Origin of the sequence: Limimaricola soesokkakensis (assembly GCF_900172345.1) — a bacterium.
GTDB classification, from domain to species: Bacteria; Pseudomonadota; Alphaproteobacteria; order Rhodobacterales; family Rhodobacteraceae; genus Limimaricola; species Limimaricola soesokkakensis.
In genome coordinates, this window is record NZ_FWFY01000009.1 from 1 (window position 1) to 18,738 (window position 18,738).

The window sequence follows — 18,738 nt, forward strand, 5'->3', positions numbered from 1 at the left end:
GCCCATCCGCCCCCCACACCAGCGCGGTGGGTTGGGAAAGACCGCCGAAACCGTTGAAATCAAGCGAGCTGGCAGAAAAGTTGTTGGAAACAGCCACGACCATTACCCTTCGAAACACTCGTTAAAACCATCGGGAGCGCAGCACTTGCGTTCCCACGGCAATTTCGCCTCATCGGAGGTGCTTCTGACCCAAAATCAGCAGCGGCCGCCGAATGCGTGGCGGCCCTCCCGAGTCCTTCCCCAAATCTGACCTAAGAGGCATCTCCGGATCAACTACTCCCTTGTGGCCTCCGTCCGATCGTCGGCCACGATCCGCCACACGACAAACACTTTCTCACCACGAACGGATGTAGCTGATACAATTATTCGTGTACGCAGCCATTGTTCCGTGACTATTAGGAATTTACCCGACGGGGTCGCGATAGCCTGATTCGTTTCTGCACCTGACCCGTGGGGACAAGAGATTTAATGCCTGATGCCAAAACATCTTGTTACGAATTAGAGCCGGTTTCGGTTGAAGAAATTCCGCTAAATCGAGAGGCAGGAGGCGGAGCGGCATGAGGATTTCGGCTCCTGCTTTGCTTGCTCCGATCCTTGGAAGTGGAGAAAATACGCAGGCCGGTCGCCTCGGTCACTCCGAACCCCTCAAAGACCTCCGCAGCCGATCTGCGCCCTTTCTGTCGAGGGAAATACTCGAAGGCGTCGCGATGCTCGCGGTGAAACGCCAATGGGGGCGCTCGACTGTTCAGACTTCGGATTCTTCGCTGACAAGTGGAACTTCGGAATCCATGGCGGCAATGGCAGGATCTCGCTAATGTCCGAGTTCCGGCCGAATTGCTGGATATCAGCTTGAGTGTACGCTTTTTTCGATCCCCAAGAGCATGGCGATCCCCCTCCCAACCGATCGGCTGGGACTGGATCGCTTTTGATACCAACGCGAGGGCACGGTTGGCATCGCTCACGATACAATTTGCGAACAGAACCGCGCTACCGCGACGCAACAATCCTGCGCAACATGAGCGGGGCAGCGTCCGACTACACCCGCTGACATCAGGTAGAGAAAAGCGCGTGCCAACCTAAAGGCTGCATAGTGGCGCTCCGCTTCCTACTCGCGCAACGGACTTTGCTCGCGCCGCTACGGTCTTCCGTCTCCGACGGCCCTCGAAGCCGACGATTTGGCGTACCGAGGAACCGAGCATGATCTTTGAACCGACTTTCATCAGGCACCTATCAGGCTACGTCGAACTTCATACGCAGTTCCCTGTCCTGCGCAGTTCGGAACGTCTGCACGCTGGTGACGAGCCCTTTGGCGGTGCCTTTCACCTCACCGTCAGGTTGACCGAGAGCCACCATTCCCGCAACGACGCCTCCAGCGCCGTCACGTGATGCCCATGGGCTTCCAGATCGGCGATGTCGCGGTTCAGCTTGCGCTTGATCACGGCATAGCGGGCCAGAAGTTCCTTCTGGGTGAGTGCGTTGCCATGGGTCCAGTCCGCACGAGCCTTTAGCCTATGTTCGGCATCCTCGATCTTGTGACCGACCTCATCCAGTCTTTCGATAAGCGAATGTTGTGTCGTCATGACGACCTCCGAGCTGTTGTCCCGACCGAATGTCGGGACCACCCGGCCGAAACGGGGCGTCGCTCTGGCTGCGAAGAGGCGGCGATCCGGCATCGCGCTGTCGCCGGCTCCGGTGCTGCACGTGATCCCTGCATGCGCGTCCGGGTCCGTATTTATATGCCCTTACGGCAGCCCTGTCCATCGCGGGACATGGCATGCGGAGGGCTGACCTGCATCTCCTTTGCAACCGTCCCTTGGAGATGTCGCTGCCAGCACCTTACTGCTCCCCTTTCGCCGATCAGGCATACGCCGCTGCCCCTGCTCCGCATGACACAGGAAAAGGCAGTTCCAAGCAGTGTGCCTCCAACACCGTTACCAGGATATGACATCGGGTCCCGCGCGAGGCGACGATCAACGCCAAGATCATGGCACGTGCATTGGGCATCGACGTGGCGGAATTGCTGCGCGCCGCGCCGAATCAGGCACGACTACAGGTGACCTACAGCGTCATCAGCATCGTTCGTCCCTGGACGAAATCGGCTGCCGACACTTGGACGTGGTATCATGGGAAACGTCTGGAATGCTTCGGTGGCCAAACGCCTGCGGCCCTGGTCAGTGCAGGTCGGACAGCGGAGTTGAAGGATTTCCTCGAAGCTGGCGAAGCGCTTGCCCCGCCCTGGCCGCCGACGCCTGACGGCCTTCACATGCCGACCGATGTGAGGACGGCCGCCAACATTTGAAACCTTCGAGCAGAGCGCTGTACGGTACGAACGGTGTCCGCGCCCTCGCTCAGCCTTGATTGTTTCAATCCCGCTGCGACGCTATTCACGACCTGTAGGTGCAGGCTGAAACTCGGGTCTGACGCGGGCCGTTCACTGTGGCGCCGACGCGCCTGACAGGGCTTGGTCCGTATTCCTTCCCGATGTGCGCACTTGGAAATGGCTGGCTGAATAAGCCGCCCGGCATTCGCATGCCGGGCAGTCCCGTCACTTACTGGCCCGGAGGTAAGGGCTCGGGCACGGCATTCGGGATCGGATCGATCTGCTGCAGATAGCCGTAGATCGCGCTCAGATCCTCATCGGTCATGTTGCGGTAGGCCGGCCAGGGCATCGGTGGCAGGATCGGCCGCCCTTGCCCCATATGCCGCCCGTTGCGGATGGTGTCGATGAACTGGCTCTCGCTCATGTCGCGCAGCACCCCGGTTTCCGGATCGGGGGTCAGGTTTGCCGTGAAGCTGACCCCCCATGGTCCGACATAGGCGGTGTTCGTCGGGTTCCCGGCCCAAACCCATTCCTCGGACAGATCGGGCGGCGGGCCGACCTGAAGATCGGCGGGATGCCCGGACAGGGCCCGGCTCATGTCGGGTTCGGGACCGTTCGGCCCCATCCCCCAGGGCGTGTGGCAGTCGTGACAGCCCGAGGTGTTCACGAGATACTCGCCGCGGGCCACCGGGTCGGCTTCCTGGGCCAGCAGGCCCGTGCTGGAGAGCGCCACGACGAGAATGAAGCTGAGGCCGAGAAACATCGTGGCGACGGCTCTGAGGAACATCATCTGATTTCTCCTTCGGTTTGCGGCGCGGGTTTTCCCGCGCGGGGTTGTTGGGCGACCCATCGCGCGAGGAGCGCGATCGCCTCCTCGTCGACGAGAGCGGTGCCGAGCGGCGGCATCTGAAGCAACCGATCACGCGAACCGGCCCGGTACAGCAAAGCGCTGGCCGCCGGATCGCCCGGCGCGATGCGCAGTTCGACGCCATCGGGCAGCCCGGCCGGCGGATCCTTCAAGGCCACCCCGAAACTGGTGGTGCGCGCCGCGGCGGACCCGTCCTTCAGGCCGTGGGCCAGATCGAAACCGAGATCGGCAAGCGCGCCGCGATCGTTGTGGCAATGCCCGCAATTCGCATGCAGGTAGCCCAGCGCCGCGCGCTCCATCGGATCGGCCGCGGGAATGCGCGGCGCGGGCCCTGCCGAGGCATTCGCGATCAGTCCGCGCTCCACCAGCACCGCGAGATCCACGGCGTCGAGCGGCAATGGCTCGGCATGCGGCGCGCCGGGATCGCGGTCCGGCGAGAGCTGCAGGGCGGAGAAACCCAGAACCGGGGCCGGACCGCTGCCGTGGCAGACCCGACAATCCGTGCGGCCCGGGATGGCGTGGGTGCGCCCGTCCGACAACGGCCAGGCATCGGCGCGGCCGCGTTCTGGCGCCAGCGGCGCCTGCCGTCCGTCGGCGCTCCATTCATAGGTCGCGAAGACCCAGCGCCCTTCGCCGAGATGCTCCATGTAGCGGGTCTCGACCGGGTGGCCGTCGAAGGCGAACTCCTTCCAGAAGCGCGTGCCCGCCGGAAAGGCCCAGCGGTCAGGATCGGACGCGTCGATTTGCGTGCCCGGCGGCAGCGACATCCAGCGCCGCTTAGCCGCACCGTCCGTCCAGAGCGGATATTGCGGCGAGAACACGAGATGACGTGGATCGACGGATCGGGCTGCGGGGTCGGTGTAGAGACCCGTGGCAAAAAGATCGGCGGGGGCGGTTTCCCCCAGCGACGGCTGAACCGGTTCCGCGAGAGCTGCGAGAATGGCCGAAAGGGCCAGCGCCACGCCCAGCGTCGCGCCGGTGCGGCGGGAACGTGCAATGATCGGGACGGACATCGGTGCGAGCCTCCATCAGGCCCCCGCACCGGATGCGAGCGGCCCTGGTCCGGGGATACGCCGAAACCCACACACGCTCATCGGAAGTCATTGCTCGCGAAATCTGAAAATTTTCTTAACGGCGGCGATGCTCGTTCAGAGCTCTTCCAAGGTCAGATCGCCCGCGACGTCGAAGCGGAACCTGCCGCGCCCCGAGCGATGGATCTGGATGCCGCCGCCGCGCTCCGCGAGGCGACGTTGCAGCAGCAGCAGGCGTGATTCCAGATTGTCGAAATGCGCCGGCAGCCGCAGCGTCGCGTCGAGCCGCAGCTCGCGATTGCAGAACTCGGTCCGTCCGGTCTCGGCATGTTCGGTCGCCAGCTTCCAGAAGATCGCCCCGGCCACGCCCTTTATGAGATAGGCATCTTCGATGAAGACCGTGTCGTCGAAACGGTAATGGCGCAGTCGCAGGGGCGCCGCGCTGCTCGCTGTCTCGATCGATTGCGGCGCGGCCGGTTCGCGCCCGTCCTGGCGCCCGAGCAGGAGCCGCATCCCGAGGCTTTGCGCCACCAGCTGCAACGCGTCCTCGTCGTCATAGCCGAACCTGTTGCGCTGCGGCGACTCGGCAAAGAGCACGCCCACCGTCTCGCCCATGGGTCGCAGCGGCAGCGCGATCTGGCTCAGCGGCGCTTCGAGGCCCGGATAGGGAACGCCCGTAGCCGAGCCGGCGGGACCGTCGATGCCCGCGGCCGAATGCACCGCCTCGCCATAGCTGTAGTCGGCGGCGAGATGACCGATGCGGATCGGCACCCCCTCGGCCGCCGCGACTCCGATCACCCCCTGCCCGAGACCGACATCGAAGCCGATCCCGGTGCTCGGATAGCCATGCGAGGCGACGGTGAAGAGTCGTCCGGTCTCAGGGTCGAGCATCAGCACCATCGAGTGACCGATCCCCATCTGCCGCTCCAGCGCCGCGAGAAACCGGTCGAGCAGCGGCCCGACCTCTTCGGACGTCGTCAACTCCGCCGCCACGCGCCGCGCCGCGCTGAGCGGGTTGCAGGGCCGCAGCACCTCGAGCCGCCGCGACGGCAGGGGCTCGATCACGCGGACCTCGTAGACGTCCGAGCCGAGTAGTCGGAACACCGATTCCATATGGGTGTGCGAGGCAATGCCGGCGAGCTTGGCGCGCATCGCCTCGAACAGCGGGCCGCTGGTCTGGGTCTCTTCGAAGTCGAGCTCCAACCGGTACTGCGCGTTGCTGTCAGGATCGACCACGATCACCGAGGCGACGCGGGTCGCAAGCACGTTGCGGCGGGTCTTGTTGAAGAACTGGTAGGAGAGTGCGACATGACCAGGATCGACGTAATGGACCTGCGAGATCTCGGAGACGTTCGGCATGCCCTCGCCGTCCGAAGTCGCGAGAAAGGCGGGTACCACGCCTTCGAGACAGTTCCGGATCTGGTCGAGCGTGGTCATCGCACGCTCTCCTGCAGCCTCTCTCCAGCCCTAGGTCCAGGGGTCTGCGTGAAGGCGGCACGCGGAATGAACTCCACCGCCACCGCTTCGGCAGGGTCGAAGCGGCAATAGGCCGTGGCGAAGGCCTCGCCATATTCGGCATCGATGAGCTGATCGCGAAAGGCGCGAAGTTGCCGCTTGGCAATTTGCAGATCCTCCGCCTGTGCCGCCAGCAGCACCGCGCCTTCGCCCTTGATCTGGATCGAACGGTGCGTCGGCACCTCAGAAACGGTCAGGGCGATCCGGCTGTTGCGCATCAACCCGTGCAGCAGCTCGGAATTGAGCGGTCGCGACAGAAGGACCCTGACCTTGTTCGGCCCGAACTCGGTACAGCCCAGCGCCACACCCGCAAGCGGGCGCCCCGACAGGCCAATGACGCCGATGATGATGCTGGCACCATGTCGGCAGAATGCCTCGACCAGCGTCTGCGCCTCCGGCAACAGACCGGGTTCGGTCTCGGCTGGATCAGCGGGGGCTTGGGCGCTCGGCATGGCGCGACTCTGAGCGGGTTGGCGAAGGGCAGGATGCTGCCGCAGATCTTACCGAAATCTTAACCGCCTTGCGAGAACGCATTTGACCATAAGGTCATGCTCGTCAGGGCGGCGCCTGCCGATATGGGCGCGGCCGAGTTCGTGTTCTCAATCGTTGCGACCCTACCTTCGGGACGTGATCGATGCTTGTGTATAGCCTGCCGCTACTTGCCATGAAGGCTGCGAGAATGGTGAAGAATACTGCCTAGTCCGATCATCTTCAGCCCGGGGTATCGACGAGCCGCCTCGCGCAAACTCGTCGATACCATGGCCAAGTGCAATTTAGGCCACCAGCAGGTCGTGACGATCGGCGGCCATGGGATCGCGGCCCTTGGGGGCTCCCGCTGCAAACCTGACCTCGAGCCTTACTCCCTAGAGAGTGCGCCGCGTTCTGTCCGCCATAACCGGCTCACCTTCTCGAAGCAGTACAGTAGTCATCCCGTCCCCCGATACCGTCACCTGTTCATGATAGCAGCGGACGCCTGAGCCGCAGAGAGCCCCGGAACCGACAAATTGGGGCAAAAGACGCGGCAAATCTGGGTCAAATAGCCCAAAAAAGCAGTCTCGATAGCCGGACGTCTTAATTGTTGGATGCCCGAACTTGCAAATATGCTTGTACTGCCTGCTGCGCCCAAGGAGCGGCAGGGAAGGGAGTACGCCGCGATGCAAAAACACCACTCGCTGCATGAATCTCCTCAGTATGTCCGAGTGTTGTCGATCTTCATTCTCGCAAGTTTCGCAGCAATCTTCGCGACGACCATCGTGCTCAGCACCTACATGGCCAGCTACATGAAGCGTCAGATGATGCAGCGCGACGCGATGGTCTCGATGGAATTCCTGAACTCCATTGTCCATGTCGAGGGAGCCGAGCGCTTCTTCTTCTTCGAACGCGAACTCCGCCCCACCGCGGGAGAGATGGGAGAGGTCTTCGAACATATCCTGCAACTTCCCGAGATGGCCCGAGCGAACATCTATTCGCTATCCGGCGAAGTTATCTGGTCCAGCGATCCCGCCCTCATCGGCCGGACTTTTGACGACAACGAGGAATTGAGCGGGGCGCTACGTGGAGAACTCCACCCCGCGATCGCGTCCTTGGATTTCGAACACAAGATCGAACATGCCGGCCTGCCCGACGATGTCGAAGAATTCGTAGAGATCTACGTTCCGATCTGGTCGAGCGACGGCACTTCCGTCATCGGAGCGATCGAGGTCTACAAAACCCCGACGACCCTGCTCGCTGTGCTTCAGGATATCGAGCGCCTGGCCCAGGTCGGCGCGCTCTTGGCCGGAGCGGTGCTGTTCGCGGCCTTGATCTCGGTCGTGATCTACACGATGCGCACCCTGCACTGGCAGGAGAAGCGTCTGGTCGAGGCGGAACGTCTGGCCGTGATTGGCGAGATGGCCTCGGCTATCGCCCATGGTCTGCGCAACCCGCTGGCGGCGATCCGCTCCTGCGCCGAGTTGGTCGCAGAAGAGAAGATCGAAGAAAGCACACGCCAGACCGTGCTGGACATCGTGGATCAGGTGGACCGACTCGAGGTCTGGATCCGTTCCTTCCTGAACGGTACTCGCGCGGAACCGCAGGACGCCGTCGACACGGCCCATGTCGACGTGATCATCAAGCGCTGCATCGAGAGCTTTCGGCCACAACTGCTGCGGCACAATATCGAAGTCGTCCTGGGCCGTTGCGATGGCCACCCGATCGCGGCGGCGGGATCAGGCGAAATGGAGCAGGTCGTCAACACCATCCTCGCCAATGCGGTCGAAGCCATGAAGAATGGCGGCCGCCTGCACATCAACTGGTCGAATGCGCCAGGCCGCCGCATCGCGATCGAAATATCGGATACCGGACCAGGCCTGGATGAGGATCAGCTGCAAAGCCTGTTTGTTCCGTTCAAGACATCGAAGCCGTCGGGGCTAGGGGTCGGGCTGGCACTCGGGCGGCGTATCGCAGAGCGATTCGGCGGAACTCTCGATCTGCGAAACGGCATCCAGAAGGGCGTCGTGGTCACGCTGACATTTCCGGCGAGGGCATAGCGATGGGCGAGGTCCTGGTCATCGAAGACGAAATGGTCTTGGCCCGCTCGATCGTCAGCTATCTTGAGCGCCGTGGATTTTCGGCCGATTACGCCGTCGACGCCGCATCGGCAAAGGTGCAGTGCGAGCGCGAGGCACCGCGGCTCGTGATCCTAGACTACAAGCTGAACGAAGATGACGGATTGGCCCTGCTCGACTGGTTCAAGGCGAACTGCCCTGAGGCGCAGGTGATCATGATGACAGGCCATGGCGACGTGGATATCGCGGTTCGGGCGATGAAGGCCGGAGCGAGGGACTTCCTCGTCAAGCCGGCCCCGCTGTCTGCCGTGGCTTCGATCGCCCGGGGACTCATGCTGGACGAGAGGATGGGTGGCCTCGACTGTTTCGGCGCCGACCGGATCATCGGTCGCTCCTCCGCCGCCAATGCCCTGCGCCGCGCCGTGACGCGGCTCGCCCGCGGATCCGGCCCGGGACCACGCCCCGGGGTGCTGGTGGTCGGCCCGCCCGGATCGGGCAAGTTCCTGATCGCGCAGGCTCTGCACGAGACCGCCACTGGCAGCAGCGAAGGCATGACGGTGCTCGACTGCGCGCTGGAAAGCGACGAGATACACCGGTGCCTCGCCGATATCACAGGGCCAAGCACCCTGGTGCTGCGCGGCGTCTCCCATTTGGGAATGGATGCGCAGTCGATGCTGCTGCGCTTGCTCAACCGCCTCGATCCGCCACCTTCCCTGATCGCCACGACGGAGACCTACCTCGCGCCGAGCACGGGGTCCGGAGGGATCCTGCCGCAGCTACTCTACAGCATCCAGGTGGGTTGGATCGACGTACCCTCGCTGTCCGATCGCGCGGCCGACGTCTTGCTCATCGCCGAGCATGTCGCGAACCGGGTGGCCCGGGCGGCGGGCCAGCCCCGCCCGAAATTCACCCCTGCCGCGCGCGTGAAGCTCTTGGAACACGAGTGGACAGGCAATGTGGCCGAGTTGGTGAACTGCATCGAGCGGGCGATGCTGGAACAGACCGACGGGTTGATCGAAGGCTCTCATATCCGCCTTATCGATCAGTCCGCAGAAGACAGGTTCAGCGTCCCGACCCTTAAGGAGCTTGAACTGAGCGCGATCCGTCAGGCGCTTCATTGTAGCAAAGGCAACGTCTCGCAGGCCGCTACCATGCTCGGTATCAGCCGCGATACGCTGCGCTACCGCATGCGGAAGTTCGACCTGGAGGCCCATTGAGGCCAACGCTGCCTTGCTGAGCTTTTCGTGCCCGGAACAGAGGGGCTCTACCGGTCCCTTCAACCTTCCGTCCAATCCCGGCTACTCTACCAAGACGACGAAGGCCAACAATTAGAGCCTGAATTCTCCATGGCAGAGTTCGCGGCCTTTGCTCATTACCTTCCGTATTACAGACACGGGGGGTCAAGAAATCGCTCCTAGCATCAGCAGTCCGGCCGTTAGGGACGGCACCGTCACGATCACCCCGATCCGGATGAATTGGCGCACCGGAACATGCACGCCCGAGCGCTCCAAGGCGGCGTACCAGAGCAGCCCGGCGAGTGAACCGATCGGCAGGAGCCGTGGCCCGAGATCGCCCCCGACCAACGCGGCAAGATACTCGGTGGTATGCTGCTCGCCTGGAAGCGCGCCGATCGCCACGACGTTGGTCAGGGCCATGGAGTGGTTGTTGATCAGCGCCGACCCCACCGCCGAGACGACTCCGATCGTCGCGATGCCCGGCGGGTTATAGACATCGACCAACCAGTCGACCGCCCCGGCGTTCCTCAGGCCCAGCGCGATCAGGTACACCCCGAACAGGAATATCAGGATCTGCCAGGCGACGCCGGTCCGGAGGAGATAGCCCGGTCTGACCGCATCGTGAAAGGCGCAGAGCATGCAGGCGGCGATCGCGCCGCACAGCGCGACAATCCAGACCGACCCGCCGAGATACTCGATCACCGGATAGGCGCCGAGTACGCTCAGCGCCAGTATCAGCCCATGCTTCTCCGCAGGTGCCCAGCCGCTTTCGGAAAAGCGGGCGGCCACGACTTTCGGGTCGGCCACGCCCGGCCCCCGCCGGTCGAGTTCGGCCGAAAAGATCCAGCGCAAGGTCAGGAAGCTGATCACCGCGCTGGCCAGGGCCACCGGCACCATCCGCATTGCATAGGCGTTGAAGTCCAGCTCGGCTACGTCGGAGACGATCAGGTTGATCGGGTTCGAGGTCACGATGGGCGCGATCCCGGCCGCCATGAATACCGCGAAGACGAATGGCGTCAGCAGCGCCGGGTTCTCCGGATAGAGCGCGCGGACGATGGTGACGACCAGCGGCGTCAGCACGAGGATCGCGCTGTCGTTATTGAGTATCGCCGCCGTGCAGGCGCTCAGGCAGAACACCAGCAGGAACAACGTCCGCGCCGAGCCGTCGCCGAGCCGGATCACCGCCCCGGCGAGACGGTTGACCACGCCCAGATGCCCGGCCGCCGCCGCGATCACCATGATCGAGGCGATCGCGATCATCGGCCGCCAGAGCACGCCGATCGCCTCAAAGATGTCGACGATCGCGACGTGACCGGCCGCGGTCATCAGCGTGATGCCGGCGATCGCGGCCAGTGCCGGGCCAACGACGAGAAAGCCGAGGGCCGGGCGCGACAGCGCGAGGATGATCGTCACGCCGAGCGCCGAAAGAGCGGATGCTTCGCCCATCGGCCCTACTCCTCCAAGGAGGCGCGGATCTGGCGCTCCTCCATGTCGAGTCGCCCCCCCTCTATGGCGAATTTCAGCGCTTCCTCGATGGTGCGGCCCATATGCGGCTGGCCGCGCAACACTACGATCACCCGCTGAAGCTGCGGCACCGGGTTCTGCCGCGAGCGGATGAAGATCGGCTCGACATAGAGCACCTCACCCTCGACGATCAGGGTTGAGGTCCGGCCGCGGATGACCTCGACGCCGAGCCGGTTCCACAGACCGATCTCCTGCGCGATGAAGGAATCCTGGTCGATGGCGGCATCGGCCTGTTCCGGCCCCATGAAGAACATGCCCTTGGGCAGTTTCAGCACGGACAGCGTCCCGTAATCCTCACCCGTCTGGTAGACCGTCGCCAAGGCCCGCAGGTTGAGCGGATCCTGCGGCGTGTAGCTCTTGGACAGGGCGAACTGCACGGGGTTCTCGGCATCGACCATCGCCCCGCCCGCTTCGGCAACCCACCAGAACAGCCCTTGGCTGAAGGTAATTGCAGCGCCGCTTTCGCCCAGGATCGGCCCGACCACCTCGTCGGCATCGTCGATCAGATCCTCGCCGCTATAGAAGGTCAGCGCATCGCGCTGGTGGTAGAACGGGTAGATCTTGTTGAACTGGATCGACATCAGTTCTTGAGGATATTGCACATGCGCGCGGATCTCGGGCGGCATGGCGCCCTTCGGCTTGAAAAGGCCGGGGTAGATCGCGGCCCAGGTCTGGACCACCGGCTCGTCGACGAACTGGTAGAGATCGACCTGCCCGGTCATGGCGTCGACTACGACCTTCACCGAATCCGCGATGTAGTTCATCCGCTGCAGAGGCCGCCATTCGGTGCGCAGATCCGCAGGATCGCCGAAATTTGTCAGGGCGCTGTAGGGATAGGCGTCGCTGTAGGTGACCGCGTTGACCATCCACTTCACCCCATCCCCGGTCGGGACCGCATAGGGATCGGTGTCGACATCGATGAATGGCGCGATCTGCTCCAGCCGCTCGATTGGCCTGCGAAAGACGTGCACCCGGGTCTCGGGTCCAATCAGTTCCGAGAACAGGGTCTGGAAGAAGTGCCCGGTCTGATAGCCGATCACCAGTCGCTTGAGCGGATTGTCGACCCGGATGCCCGCTGCGACATCCTGCGGGAACTGCACCTCGCTCCGACCCTGCTCGGTCGCCACATCGTGCTCCGCAAGGCCGACCGCATTCGAGAAAGCGGCGTTGACCGCACCTTCGCCGTAATAAATGGCCGGGTTGTCCACTGCCAGCGCGTCGAACCGTGCCGAAACCGGCACGCCCGAGCTGCCATAGACCGGATCGCCGGTTGGCGTCCGCTGGGAGGCGAGCATGGTGATCAGCCCGTGACCATGGGTGAACAGGAACGACCGCTGGTTCCAGGCCACGATCCATGGCCGCATGATGTCCTGCGGCAGTTCGCGCACCGCGCTGGCCATCATGGTCATCTCGCCATTGACCTCCGAGATGATCGTGTCGACATCCATGAAGCCGTAATAGGGGCGCAGCGTCTCTTGGGCTTCGAGGATCTGCAACGTGGGCGAATACACCGTCATGTCGCCTTCCGCCTGCAGAATGCGCTGCACGTATTGCGGCGCGACCCGCCGGCTGTAGCGGCTCACCGAGCCGGACCAGAGCGGGGCGTTCTTTATCGTTGGGCTGTCTAGGAACGCCTCGAGCGGCGGCAGCGGTGCGTCGCCCATCGGCGGCACGAGGGTCTTCTCGATGATCCTGTCGGTGCCGAAGGCCTTGTTGGTCGCATCGATATGGCGCTGCAGATAGGGCAACTGGATCACCGGCTCGTTGGGCTTCACGAAGATCTGGTCGCGCAAGGCCACGACCGACCGGAAGGCCAGGTCCGTGGTGATCCCCGGAAGTAGCACCAGCGCGAAGGCGAGCGGGCCGAAGGCGCGCTGCAGATCGATGCTGCCCGGCTGTCGCAGGGCCTTTCGCGCCTTCCAGATCGTCAGCGTCAGCCCCACGGTCAGGGCGAGGATCGCGAGTGCCTCGACATAGATCGCGTTCTTGGTCGAGAAGAAGCCCACGATGTCCACGTATTCCGCGCCCGCGCCGGTGCCTTCGGTGGAATCCTCGAAATTGGGCATGGTCAGGAGGCCATAGCGCCGCAGCCAGATCAGCGTCGCGGCGGTCAGACCGGTGAGCAGCAGCATCAGGCAACTATAGGGCGTGCCGACCCGACCGAGCCAGCGCACGAAGCCGTTCATACCCTCTGGCCAGCCGGCATCACGGCTGCCGGCAAGCGCGGTCCAAATCGAAGCGAACAGGCCCGCGATGGCCACGAACAGCACCGCGAACAGGGCCGTCACGATCGGTGGCAGGTCGAAGACATAAAAGCTGATGTCGTTTCCGAAGATCGGATCGACCTCGCCGAACGGCACCGCGCTGATCGGGCCGAGGAACTCGTAGAACTGCAGGTTCAGGACGTAGCCGAGAAGCGATCCGCCAATCGCGGCAAACCACAGGGTCTTAAGCCGGTCGGCCTGCGGCAGCCCATGCAGCCAGGCCGGGGTCGCCACCGCCAGTATCATGGCGATCAATCCCCCGGCGAAGAGCGCCGTCTGCATGTAGAAGTTGGTCCAGAACACCTCGGCATAGCCGAGACTGTCGAGCAGCCAATAGTTCAGCAGCAGACCGCTGAACCGGTCGAGCAGGAACAGCGCCAGCGCCAGGCTCGCGACGATCAGAACCCGCGTCCACATCCATGCGGCAGTGGGCACCTTCGGCAGCTTGGCGAATTGCGGCCGGGCCGGGATATCGGTTTGCACGCTCATCGCTTCACTCCTCCTTCAGCCGTACCGGCTGCCCGAACAGCATCCGCACTTGTTGAAAATTGGTCGTCGTCCCGAAGACGAGCATGGTGCCACCGAACAGCAGCAGGCCCGCCGCGTAGCGGACCGCGCTGACGAGGAAAGCCAAGGTGATCGCCTCCGTTACCGGCAGGCGATTGACCATGAGGATCAGCGCGAACGCGAGCTCGAACTGGCCCATGCCGCCCGGGGTGACCTGCACCAGCCGGGCGATGTAGCCGCCGACCACGGCCATCACGATAACGCTCGGCGTGACGACCACATAGCGCAACACGTCCTGCACCAGTGGGACCACCCGGCTCGTGAAGGCCTGCGGCACGATGTAGGTCGCGAACTCGACCAGCGCGAAGGAGAGCAGCGAGAGCAGTGCCAGTCCAAACAGCATCTGCGGATCACGGCACAAATCGCCGAACGCCTCCGCCGCGCGCGACCACCATGACGCCTCCCCGGCGCGCTCCTCGGCACTGGGCCGCATCAGCAGCCACGACACCAGCAGGATCGCAAGCGGCGGAACCAAGGCGAGCGCCCAGTTCAAAAGCCCGTTCATCACGAGGCCGATCAGCGCAAAGAAGGCAAGTTCGAACAGCAGGAACCCCTTGAAGATGAAGACCAGTCGCACCGCCTGTTGCAGCGTCGCGCCCTGCCCCTTCAGCCCTGCCGCCCAAGCCACCTCGCCCAGCCGGTAGGGGGTCATTCGGCCGAGACCGTGTCCGTAGATAAATATCTTGAGGTGCTGGCCGAGTGTCCCCTCGATGCCCAAGAGCCGGGCGATCCGATGGAACTGCAGCCCCTTAAGCAACGCGACGGCGATGAAGATCGAAGCGGCCAACAGGACCAGCGACCAGGTCACAAGCTCCTGCGAACGGATGAAATAGTGCACACCTGGCACCCCGGTCCCTAGGCCGGCATCATCTTCGCCCAAGGCGACGATGCCGCCGGCGAGCAAGGCTGCCAGCAGGCGCGTGTTGGCGAGCAACTCCCAGATCCCCGCCGCGGCCACCATCGCTGCAAGCAGCGCCGCGCAGAGCAAATAGGAAGGCGTCACCAACCCCAGAAACTGGCTCTTTTGCGGTAAGATGCCCTGCGACGAAGCGGGCTCGGCTACAGGGCGCGCATCGGAGCTTGGCCCAATCGGCATGCCCCCGCGCAGGTGGTGGTGCACCTGCTGAAAAGCAACATTTTGATCCATTGGACAGCCTCTCAAAAAAATACGAGTGCCTAGGCCGATCGGCAAAAAGACAGGTGGACCACTGCCCACTCATCGGCTCCGTTCCAAAGTCTGAAATGATTCTCGACGGCCGTCATCGCCCGGAAGATGTAAAAACTGGGGGATATACCCCAATTCAACCGCCTGTTTTCCTACGGAAACCTTGGAACTACCTTCTCACGCCGGTAGGGGAGCAGCGATATTGGAGTCACCCGTCGCGCACATCCATCATGCTCGACTCTCATCCGCCAACTTCTGCAACTCGAGGTTCAACTCTCTCATGCCAAAGCGTAGGGTAGCCTCCCGATCGCCCTCGCGTATCCCCGCCGGATCGGCCAGCTGCGGGATATCGTCGAGCTCTCCGGCGGCCAACGCGCGGATAGCCTCAACCACCTTACCTACCTCTTGCCGCAAGAAGTCCTCGTCGCCCTGAAGCGGCGAGGCCGCTGCTCCCTCGAGGGTTCGATCGAGGATCACGATGGAATTGTGGAGGCGCCGAAGATGCTTGAGACGTTCTTCTGCGTCTCGAGCTGGGGCGATCCGCATGACGTCCTTGGCCTCCGCCGCCAAGCGAACGGCTTCCTGGTAGCGCGCCTCATGCCCGGGATGAAGCGGATCGGCCCCTTTCTCCGTCGCGGTGCCTGCATGCTCCAGCCGGTCGGCCAGTGCCGCCAGCGCATGCCTGACATGTCGCTCGAAGCGCTTCGCGGCCCGATCCGGCCAGATGAGCAACGCCACGGCGAGACCCACGGCGGCGCCCAGCCCGATTGAAATACCGCGGTCGATCGAGACCTCGATCACGTTCTGCTGGGACCCGAGGGCCAAAGCGATCGCGGCGACGATCCCGTACTGCCAGTTCGACTTCAGCGCAGCGATGGTATTCATCGCGAACATGGTGACGAAGAGTGCGACGGCGGTGCCGTATCCATGCGGCAGAACGAAGAGGCAAGCGATGGCAATCAGCGAGCCGACCAGCGTCGCCGACAGGCGGCCCATGGCCGAGCCGATCGTGCCATCGCTGCTTTCTTGCAGGATGTAGACGGCCGAGATCGTTCCGACGAAGACCTCAGGCAGCCCCAGCCAAGTCATCAGGAGGTAAAAGGCGCTCGCTGAGACAGCGCCCTGCAGACCGAGGCGCAGCGCGTCGCGCCGACGCTTGTGCCATTCCGAGCGCAGGCTTGTTATCCAGGGTGGCAACTTCATGGCGCAGCCTGCGGCTCCGTTGCTTTGACCTCCAGTCAAGAGACTAGGCCACTGCGGCCCACGGCCAAATTGCCAAGCCTCAATCACGATCCCGGCGGTTCACTTCCGCCGGCGATCACCACGCTCTAGGACATGATCCTCGATCGCTGCTACGGAACCCGCCGCGGCCGCTTGAGCCGCAGCTCGGCAGGCACCGGTAGGCGCCTGCCTTCTCACAGAAGTACTTTGACATTCTTGAGGAATGGTGCCCGGGGGCGGAATCGAACCACCGACACGAGGATTTTCAATCCACTGCTCTACCCCTGAGCTACCCGGGCACGGGGATGATGGCTGCTGCCGTCATCGGGTGTGGGCCTTCTAGGCGAGCCGCAAAGGGGTGTCCAGAGGCATTCGACGGAAAAATGCCACCCCGTCTCAGTGATCGCGACGGGGCGGTTCGGAAGCCGCCCGGGCCGTCTCTTCGATGGCTTTTTCGACGTCTTCGGGATCCTGAGACGGCACGGCATAACCGCCGCCGAGCCAGCGCGCGAGATCCACGTCGGCGCAGCGCTTGGAGCAGAAGGGGCGTACGGCCTGAACCGTCGCCTTGCCGCAGATCGGGCAGGCCATCACAGCCGCTCCAGAAGCCGCACCAAGCCGGGGCGCTCGCGCTTGCGTTGAAGCTCGAACAAGCCCATCGGGCTCCACCCCACCAGCGAAGTCTCGACGGGATCGTTGCGGAACGAGGCACGCAGCGATTGCTCGAGCTGCTTGCGATGCGCCTTCGACATCGGCGCGAAATCCACGACGATCTGGCCGCCGAGGCCGCGCAGCCGCAGCGCCCGCGGCAAGGCGCGGGCGGCGGCGAGGTTGGCCTTGAGCGCGGCGGCGGGCGTCGTGTCGCCGCCGGTGTTCACGTCGATCGCCACCAGCGCCCGGGTCGGCTCGACGAAGATCGTACCCTCGCCCGTCGCCACGCGCGCGCTTTTAAGATCTTCGATCTGGTCGAGCACGCCCTCGCGTTCGAAGCCACCGGGCTCGGTCACCACGTCGCTCGCGCTCCAATCGCGCCAAGCCAGCAGATGCGGCCCGTCGCCTTCTGTAAGCGCCTCGGGCTCGGTGCCGTCAGCATCCGCCGTCACCGCCTCGGCGAGGCCACGCATCGCGGCGATGTCCTCGACGATATCGTCCTCGGCGGCGCCCTCACAGACCGAGCGCAGGATCAGGCCAAAGCCCTCGGGCGCGCCTTCCATGCCCTCCTCGGCGAGAATGCGCAGACGCGCGCGTTCCTCTTCCTCGGAGATTCGACGCGACACGTTGAGCCCCGGCGCGCCGGGGGTGACGATGGCATAGCGGCTCTTGAACAGGACCCGGTCGGTGAGCGGCACCGCCTTCCCGTCTTCGGCAATGCCGGTGACCTGCACCAGAAGCGCCTGTCCGGGACGCAGCCCCTTGCCCTGCCGCAGGAAGCCGCTGCCACCCTCGGGCAGACGCACAATCATGCCGCCCTGCCCCTTGAGCGGCCGGTCGCAGATGGCGCGGTAGATCGCACCGGGCCGCGGGGCGTCGCCCTCTTCGATCAACAGGTCGTCGAGCTGACCATCGACCAGGAGCGCCGCCGCCTCGCGGTCGCCGATATGGTCGAGGACGATGCGGCGTCCCTTCATGCGTTCTCTCCATATGCAGGATATCCGGCCGCGGTCAGCAGGCCCGCGGCCTCGGCCAGCGGCAGGCCGACCACGCCGGTGAAGGAGCCATTGATCCAAGGGATGAAGGCGCCAGCGGGCCCTTGGATCGCGTAGCCCCCGGCCTTACCCTGCCAGTCGCCGGTGGCGAGGTAGGCATTGACCTCGGGATTCGACAGTCGCTTCATCTTGACCGCGGTCTCGACCTCGCGCTGCCAGAGCCGGTCACCGCGTCGCACCGCGACCGCGGTGATGACGGTGTGCCTGCGACCCGACAGGAGATGCAAGAAGCGCGCCGCCTCCGCGGCATCGGCGGGCTTGCCCATGATGCGCCGGCCCAGCGCGACGGTAGTGTCGGCGCAGAGCAGCACCTCGCCCTCGTCGAGCGAAACCGCCCGCGCCTTTTCCAAGGCGATGCGGCGCGCATAGGCGCGCGGCAACTCGCCACGCGCCGGTGTCTCGTCGATTTCAGGGGGGCGCACCTCGTGCGGCACGAGGCCGATCTGCGCCAGCAGGTCGCGGCGGCGCGGCGAGGCCGAGCCGAGGATCAGCCTCAGCCCGGTCTCGGGCGGTAGCGCGCTCATGCGGCGATCAGCGGAAGCGGTAGTTGATCCGACCCTTGGTCAGATCGTAGGGGGTCATTTCGACCTGCACCTTGTCGCCGGCGAGGACGCGGATCCGGTTCTTGCGAAGCTTTCCTGCCGTGTGCGCGATGATCTCATGGCCGTTTTCCAGCTCGACCCTGAACGTCGCATTCGGCAGGAGTTCCTTCACGACACCGGGAAATTCGAGCAGTTCTTCCTTGGCCATGGTCTCTCCGTCCAGTGGTACCCGCG

General features: G+C 64.0%; 16 protein-coding genes and 1 tRNA gene. 3 read left to right on the top strand and 14 right to left on the bottom strand.

All coding sequences use genetic code 11. The annotated features are described in order from the left end of the window. Positions 1-1,319 precede the first annotated feature (1,319 nt). Complete coding sequence (locus LOS8367_RS13530; protein WP_133056334.1) at positions 1,320-1,580, bottom strand: 3-ketoacyl-ACP reductase; 261 nt, start codon at positions 1,578-1,580, stop codon at positions 1,320-1,322. 404 nt (positions 1,581-1,984) lie between these two features. On the opposite strand from LOS8367_RS13530, the gene LOS8367_RS18860 reads away from it, so the two are divergent. Beyond that, the gene (locus LOS8367_RS18860; RefSeq protein WP_133056335.1) at positions 1,985-2,299 is read left to right on the top strand and encodes a hypothetical protein; all 315 of its coding nucleotides are present in this window, start codon (positions 1,985-1,987) and stop codon (positions 2,297-2,299) included. 250 nt (positions 2,300-2,549) lie between these two features. On the opposite strand, the gene LOS8367_RS13535 is transcribed toward LOS8367_RS18860, so the two are convergent. The 4 genes from LOS8367_RS13535 to LOS8367_RS13550 form a co-directional block, all read right to left on the bottom strand. Beyond that, on the bottom strand, positions 2,550-3,110 hold the full coding sequence (locus LOS8367_RS13535) for a c-type cytochrome (protein ID WP_207569268.1): 561 nt from the start codon (positions 3,108-3,110) through the stop codon (positions 2,550-2,552). Next, positions 3,107-4,201, bottom strand: coding sequence for a hypothetical protein (locus LOS8367_RS13540; RefSeq protein ID WP_085897063.1), 1,095 nt, complete (start codon positions 4,199-4,201; stop codon positions 3,107-3,109). Before LOS8367_RS13540 ends, LOS8367_RS13535 begins: the two co-directional genes overlap by 4 nt. Before the next feature lie 135 nt (positions 4,202-4,336). After that, positions 4,337-5,656: a GAF domain-containing protein gene (locus LOS8367_RS13545; protein WP_085897064.1), complete on the bottom strand. Its 1,320-nt coding sequence runs from the start codon at positions 5,654-5,656 to the stop codon at positions 4,337-4,339. Continuing rightward, positions 5,653-6,186, bottom strand: a complete 534-nt coding sequence (locus tag LOS8367_RS13550) for a hypothetical protein (protein ID WP_106535075.1) — start codon at positions 6,184-6,186, stop codon at positions 5,653-5,655. The genes LOS8367_RS13545 and LOS8367_RS13550 overlap by 4 nt, the downstream gene beginning before the upstream one ends. A 630-nt stretch (positions 6,187-6,816) precedes the next feature. Here LOS8367_RS13550 and LOS8367_RS13555 point away from each other — a divergent pair. Further along, a complete protein-coding gene (locus LOS8367_RS13555) occupies positions 6,817-8,262 on the top strand; it encodes a sensor histidine kinase (protein ID WP_085897066.1) in 1,446 nt (481 codons plus the stop codon). A 2-nt stretch (positions 8,263-8,264) separates the two neighbouring features. Next, positions 8,265-9,497 (top strand): sigma-54-dependent transcriptional regulator, encoded by a 1,233-nt coding sequence (locus LOS8367_RS13560; protein WP_085897067.1) that lies wholly within the window; start codon positions 8,265-8,267, stop codon positions 9,495-9,497. A 183-nt stretch (positions 9,498-9,680) separates the two neighbouring features. Here the strand turns inward: LOS8367_RS13560 and LOS8367_RS13565 are convergent, their stop codons facing one another. From LOS8367_RS13565 to infA, 9 genes are all read right to left on the bottom strand, one after another. After that, the gene (locus tag LOS8367_RS13565) at positions 9,681-10,961 is read right to left on the bottom strand and encodes an ArsB/NhaD family transporter (protein ID WP_085897068.1); all 1,281 of its coding nucleotides are present in this window, start codon (positions 10,959-10,961) and stop codon (positions 9,681-9,683) included. 5 nt (positions 10,962-10,966) lie between these two features. After that, on the bottom strand, positions 10,967-13,792 hold the full coding sequence (locus LOS8367_RS13570) for a UPF0182 family protein (RefSeq protein ID WP_085897069.1): 2,826 nt from the start codon (positions 13,790-13,792) through the stop codon (positions 10,967-10,969). A gap of 4 nt (positions 13,793-13,796) precedes the next feature. After that, positions 13,797-15,017 carry a lysylphosphatidylglycerol synthase transmembrane domain-containing protein gene (locus LOS8367_RS13575; RefSeq protein ID WP_106535074.1) on the bottom strand — a complete coding sequence of 407 codons (1,221 nt, stop codon included), beginning with the start codon at positions 15,015-15,017 and terminating at the stop codon, positions 13,797-13,799. Between the two features lie 246 nt (positions 15,018-15,263). After that, the gene (locus LOS8367_RS13580) at positions 15,264-16,238 is read right to left on the bottom strand and encodes an FUSC family protein (protein ID WP_085897071.1); all 975 of its coding nucleotides are present in this window, start codon (positions 16,236-16,238) and stop codon (positions 15,264-15,266) included. Between the two features lie 242 nt (positions 16,239-16,480). Further along, positions 16,481-16,555, bottom strand: a tRNA-Phe gene (locus tag LOS8367_RS13585). Between the two features lie 97 nt (positions 16,556-16,652). Continuing rightward, a complete protein-coding gene (locus tag LOS8367_RS13590; protein ID WP_085897072.1) occupies positions 16,653-16,847 on the bottom strand; it encodes a DNA gyrase inhibitor YacG in 195 nt (64 codons plus the stop codon). Beyond that, complete coding sequence (locus LOS8367_RS13595; protein ID WP_085897073.1) at positions 16,847-17,884, bottom strand: ribonuclease E/G; 1,038 nt, start codon at positions 17,882-17,884, stop codon at positions 16,847-16,849. Before LOS8367_RS13595 ends, LOS8367_RS13590 begins: the two co-directional genes overlap by 1 nt. Then, positions 17,881-18,486, bottom strand: a complete 606-nt coding sequence (locus LOS8367_RS13600) for a Maf family protein (protein WP_085897074.1) — start codon at positions 18,484-18,486, stop codon at positions 17,881-17,883. The genes LOS8367_RS13595 and LOS8367_RS13600 overlap by 4 nt, the downstream gene beginning before the upstream one ends. 7 nt (positions 18,487-18,493) lie before the next feature. After that, positions 18,494-18,712 carry a translation initiation factor IF-1 gene (infA, locus tag LOS8367_RS13605; protein WP_013384801.1) on the bottom strand — a complete coding sequence of 73 codons (219 nt, stop codon included), beginning with the start codon at positions 18,710-18,712 and terminating at the stop codon, positions 18,494-18,496. Positions 18,713-18,738 lie beyond the last annotated feature (26 nt).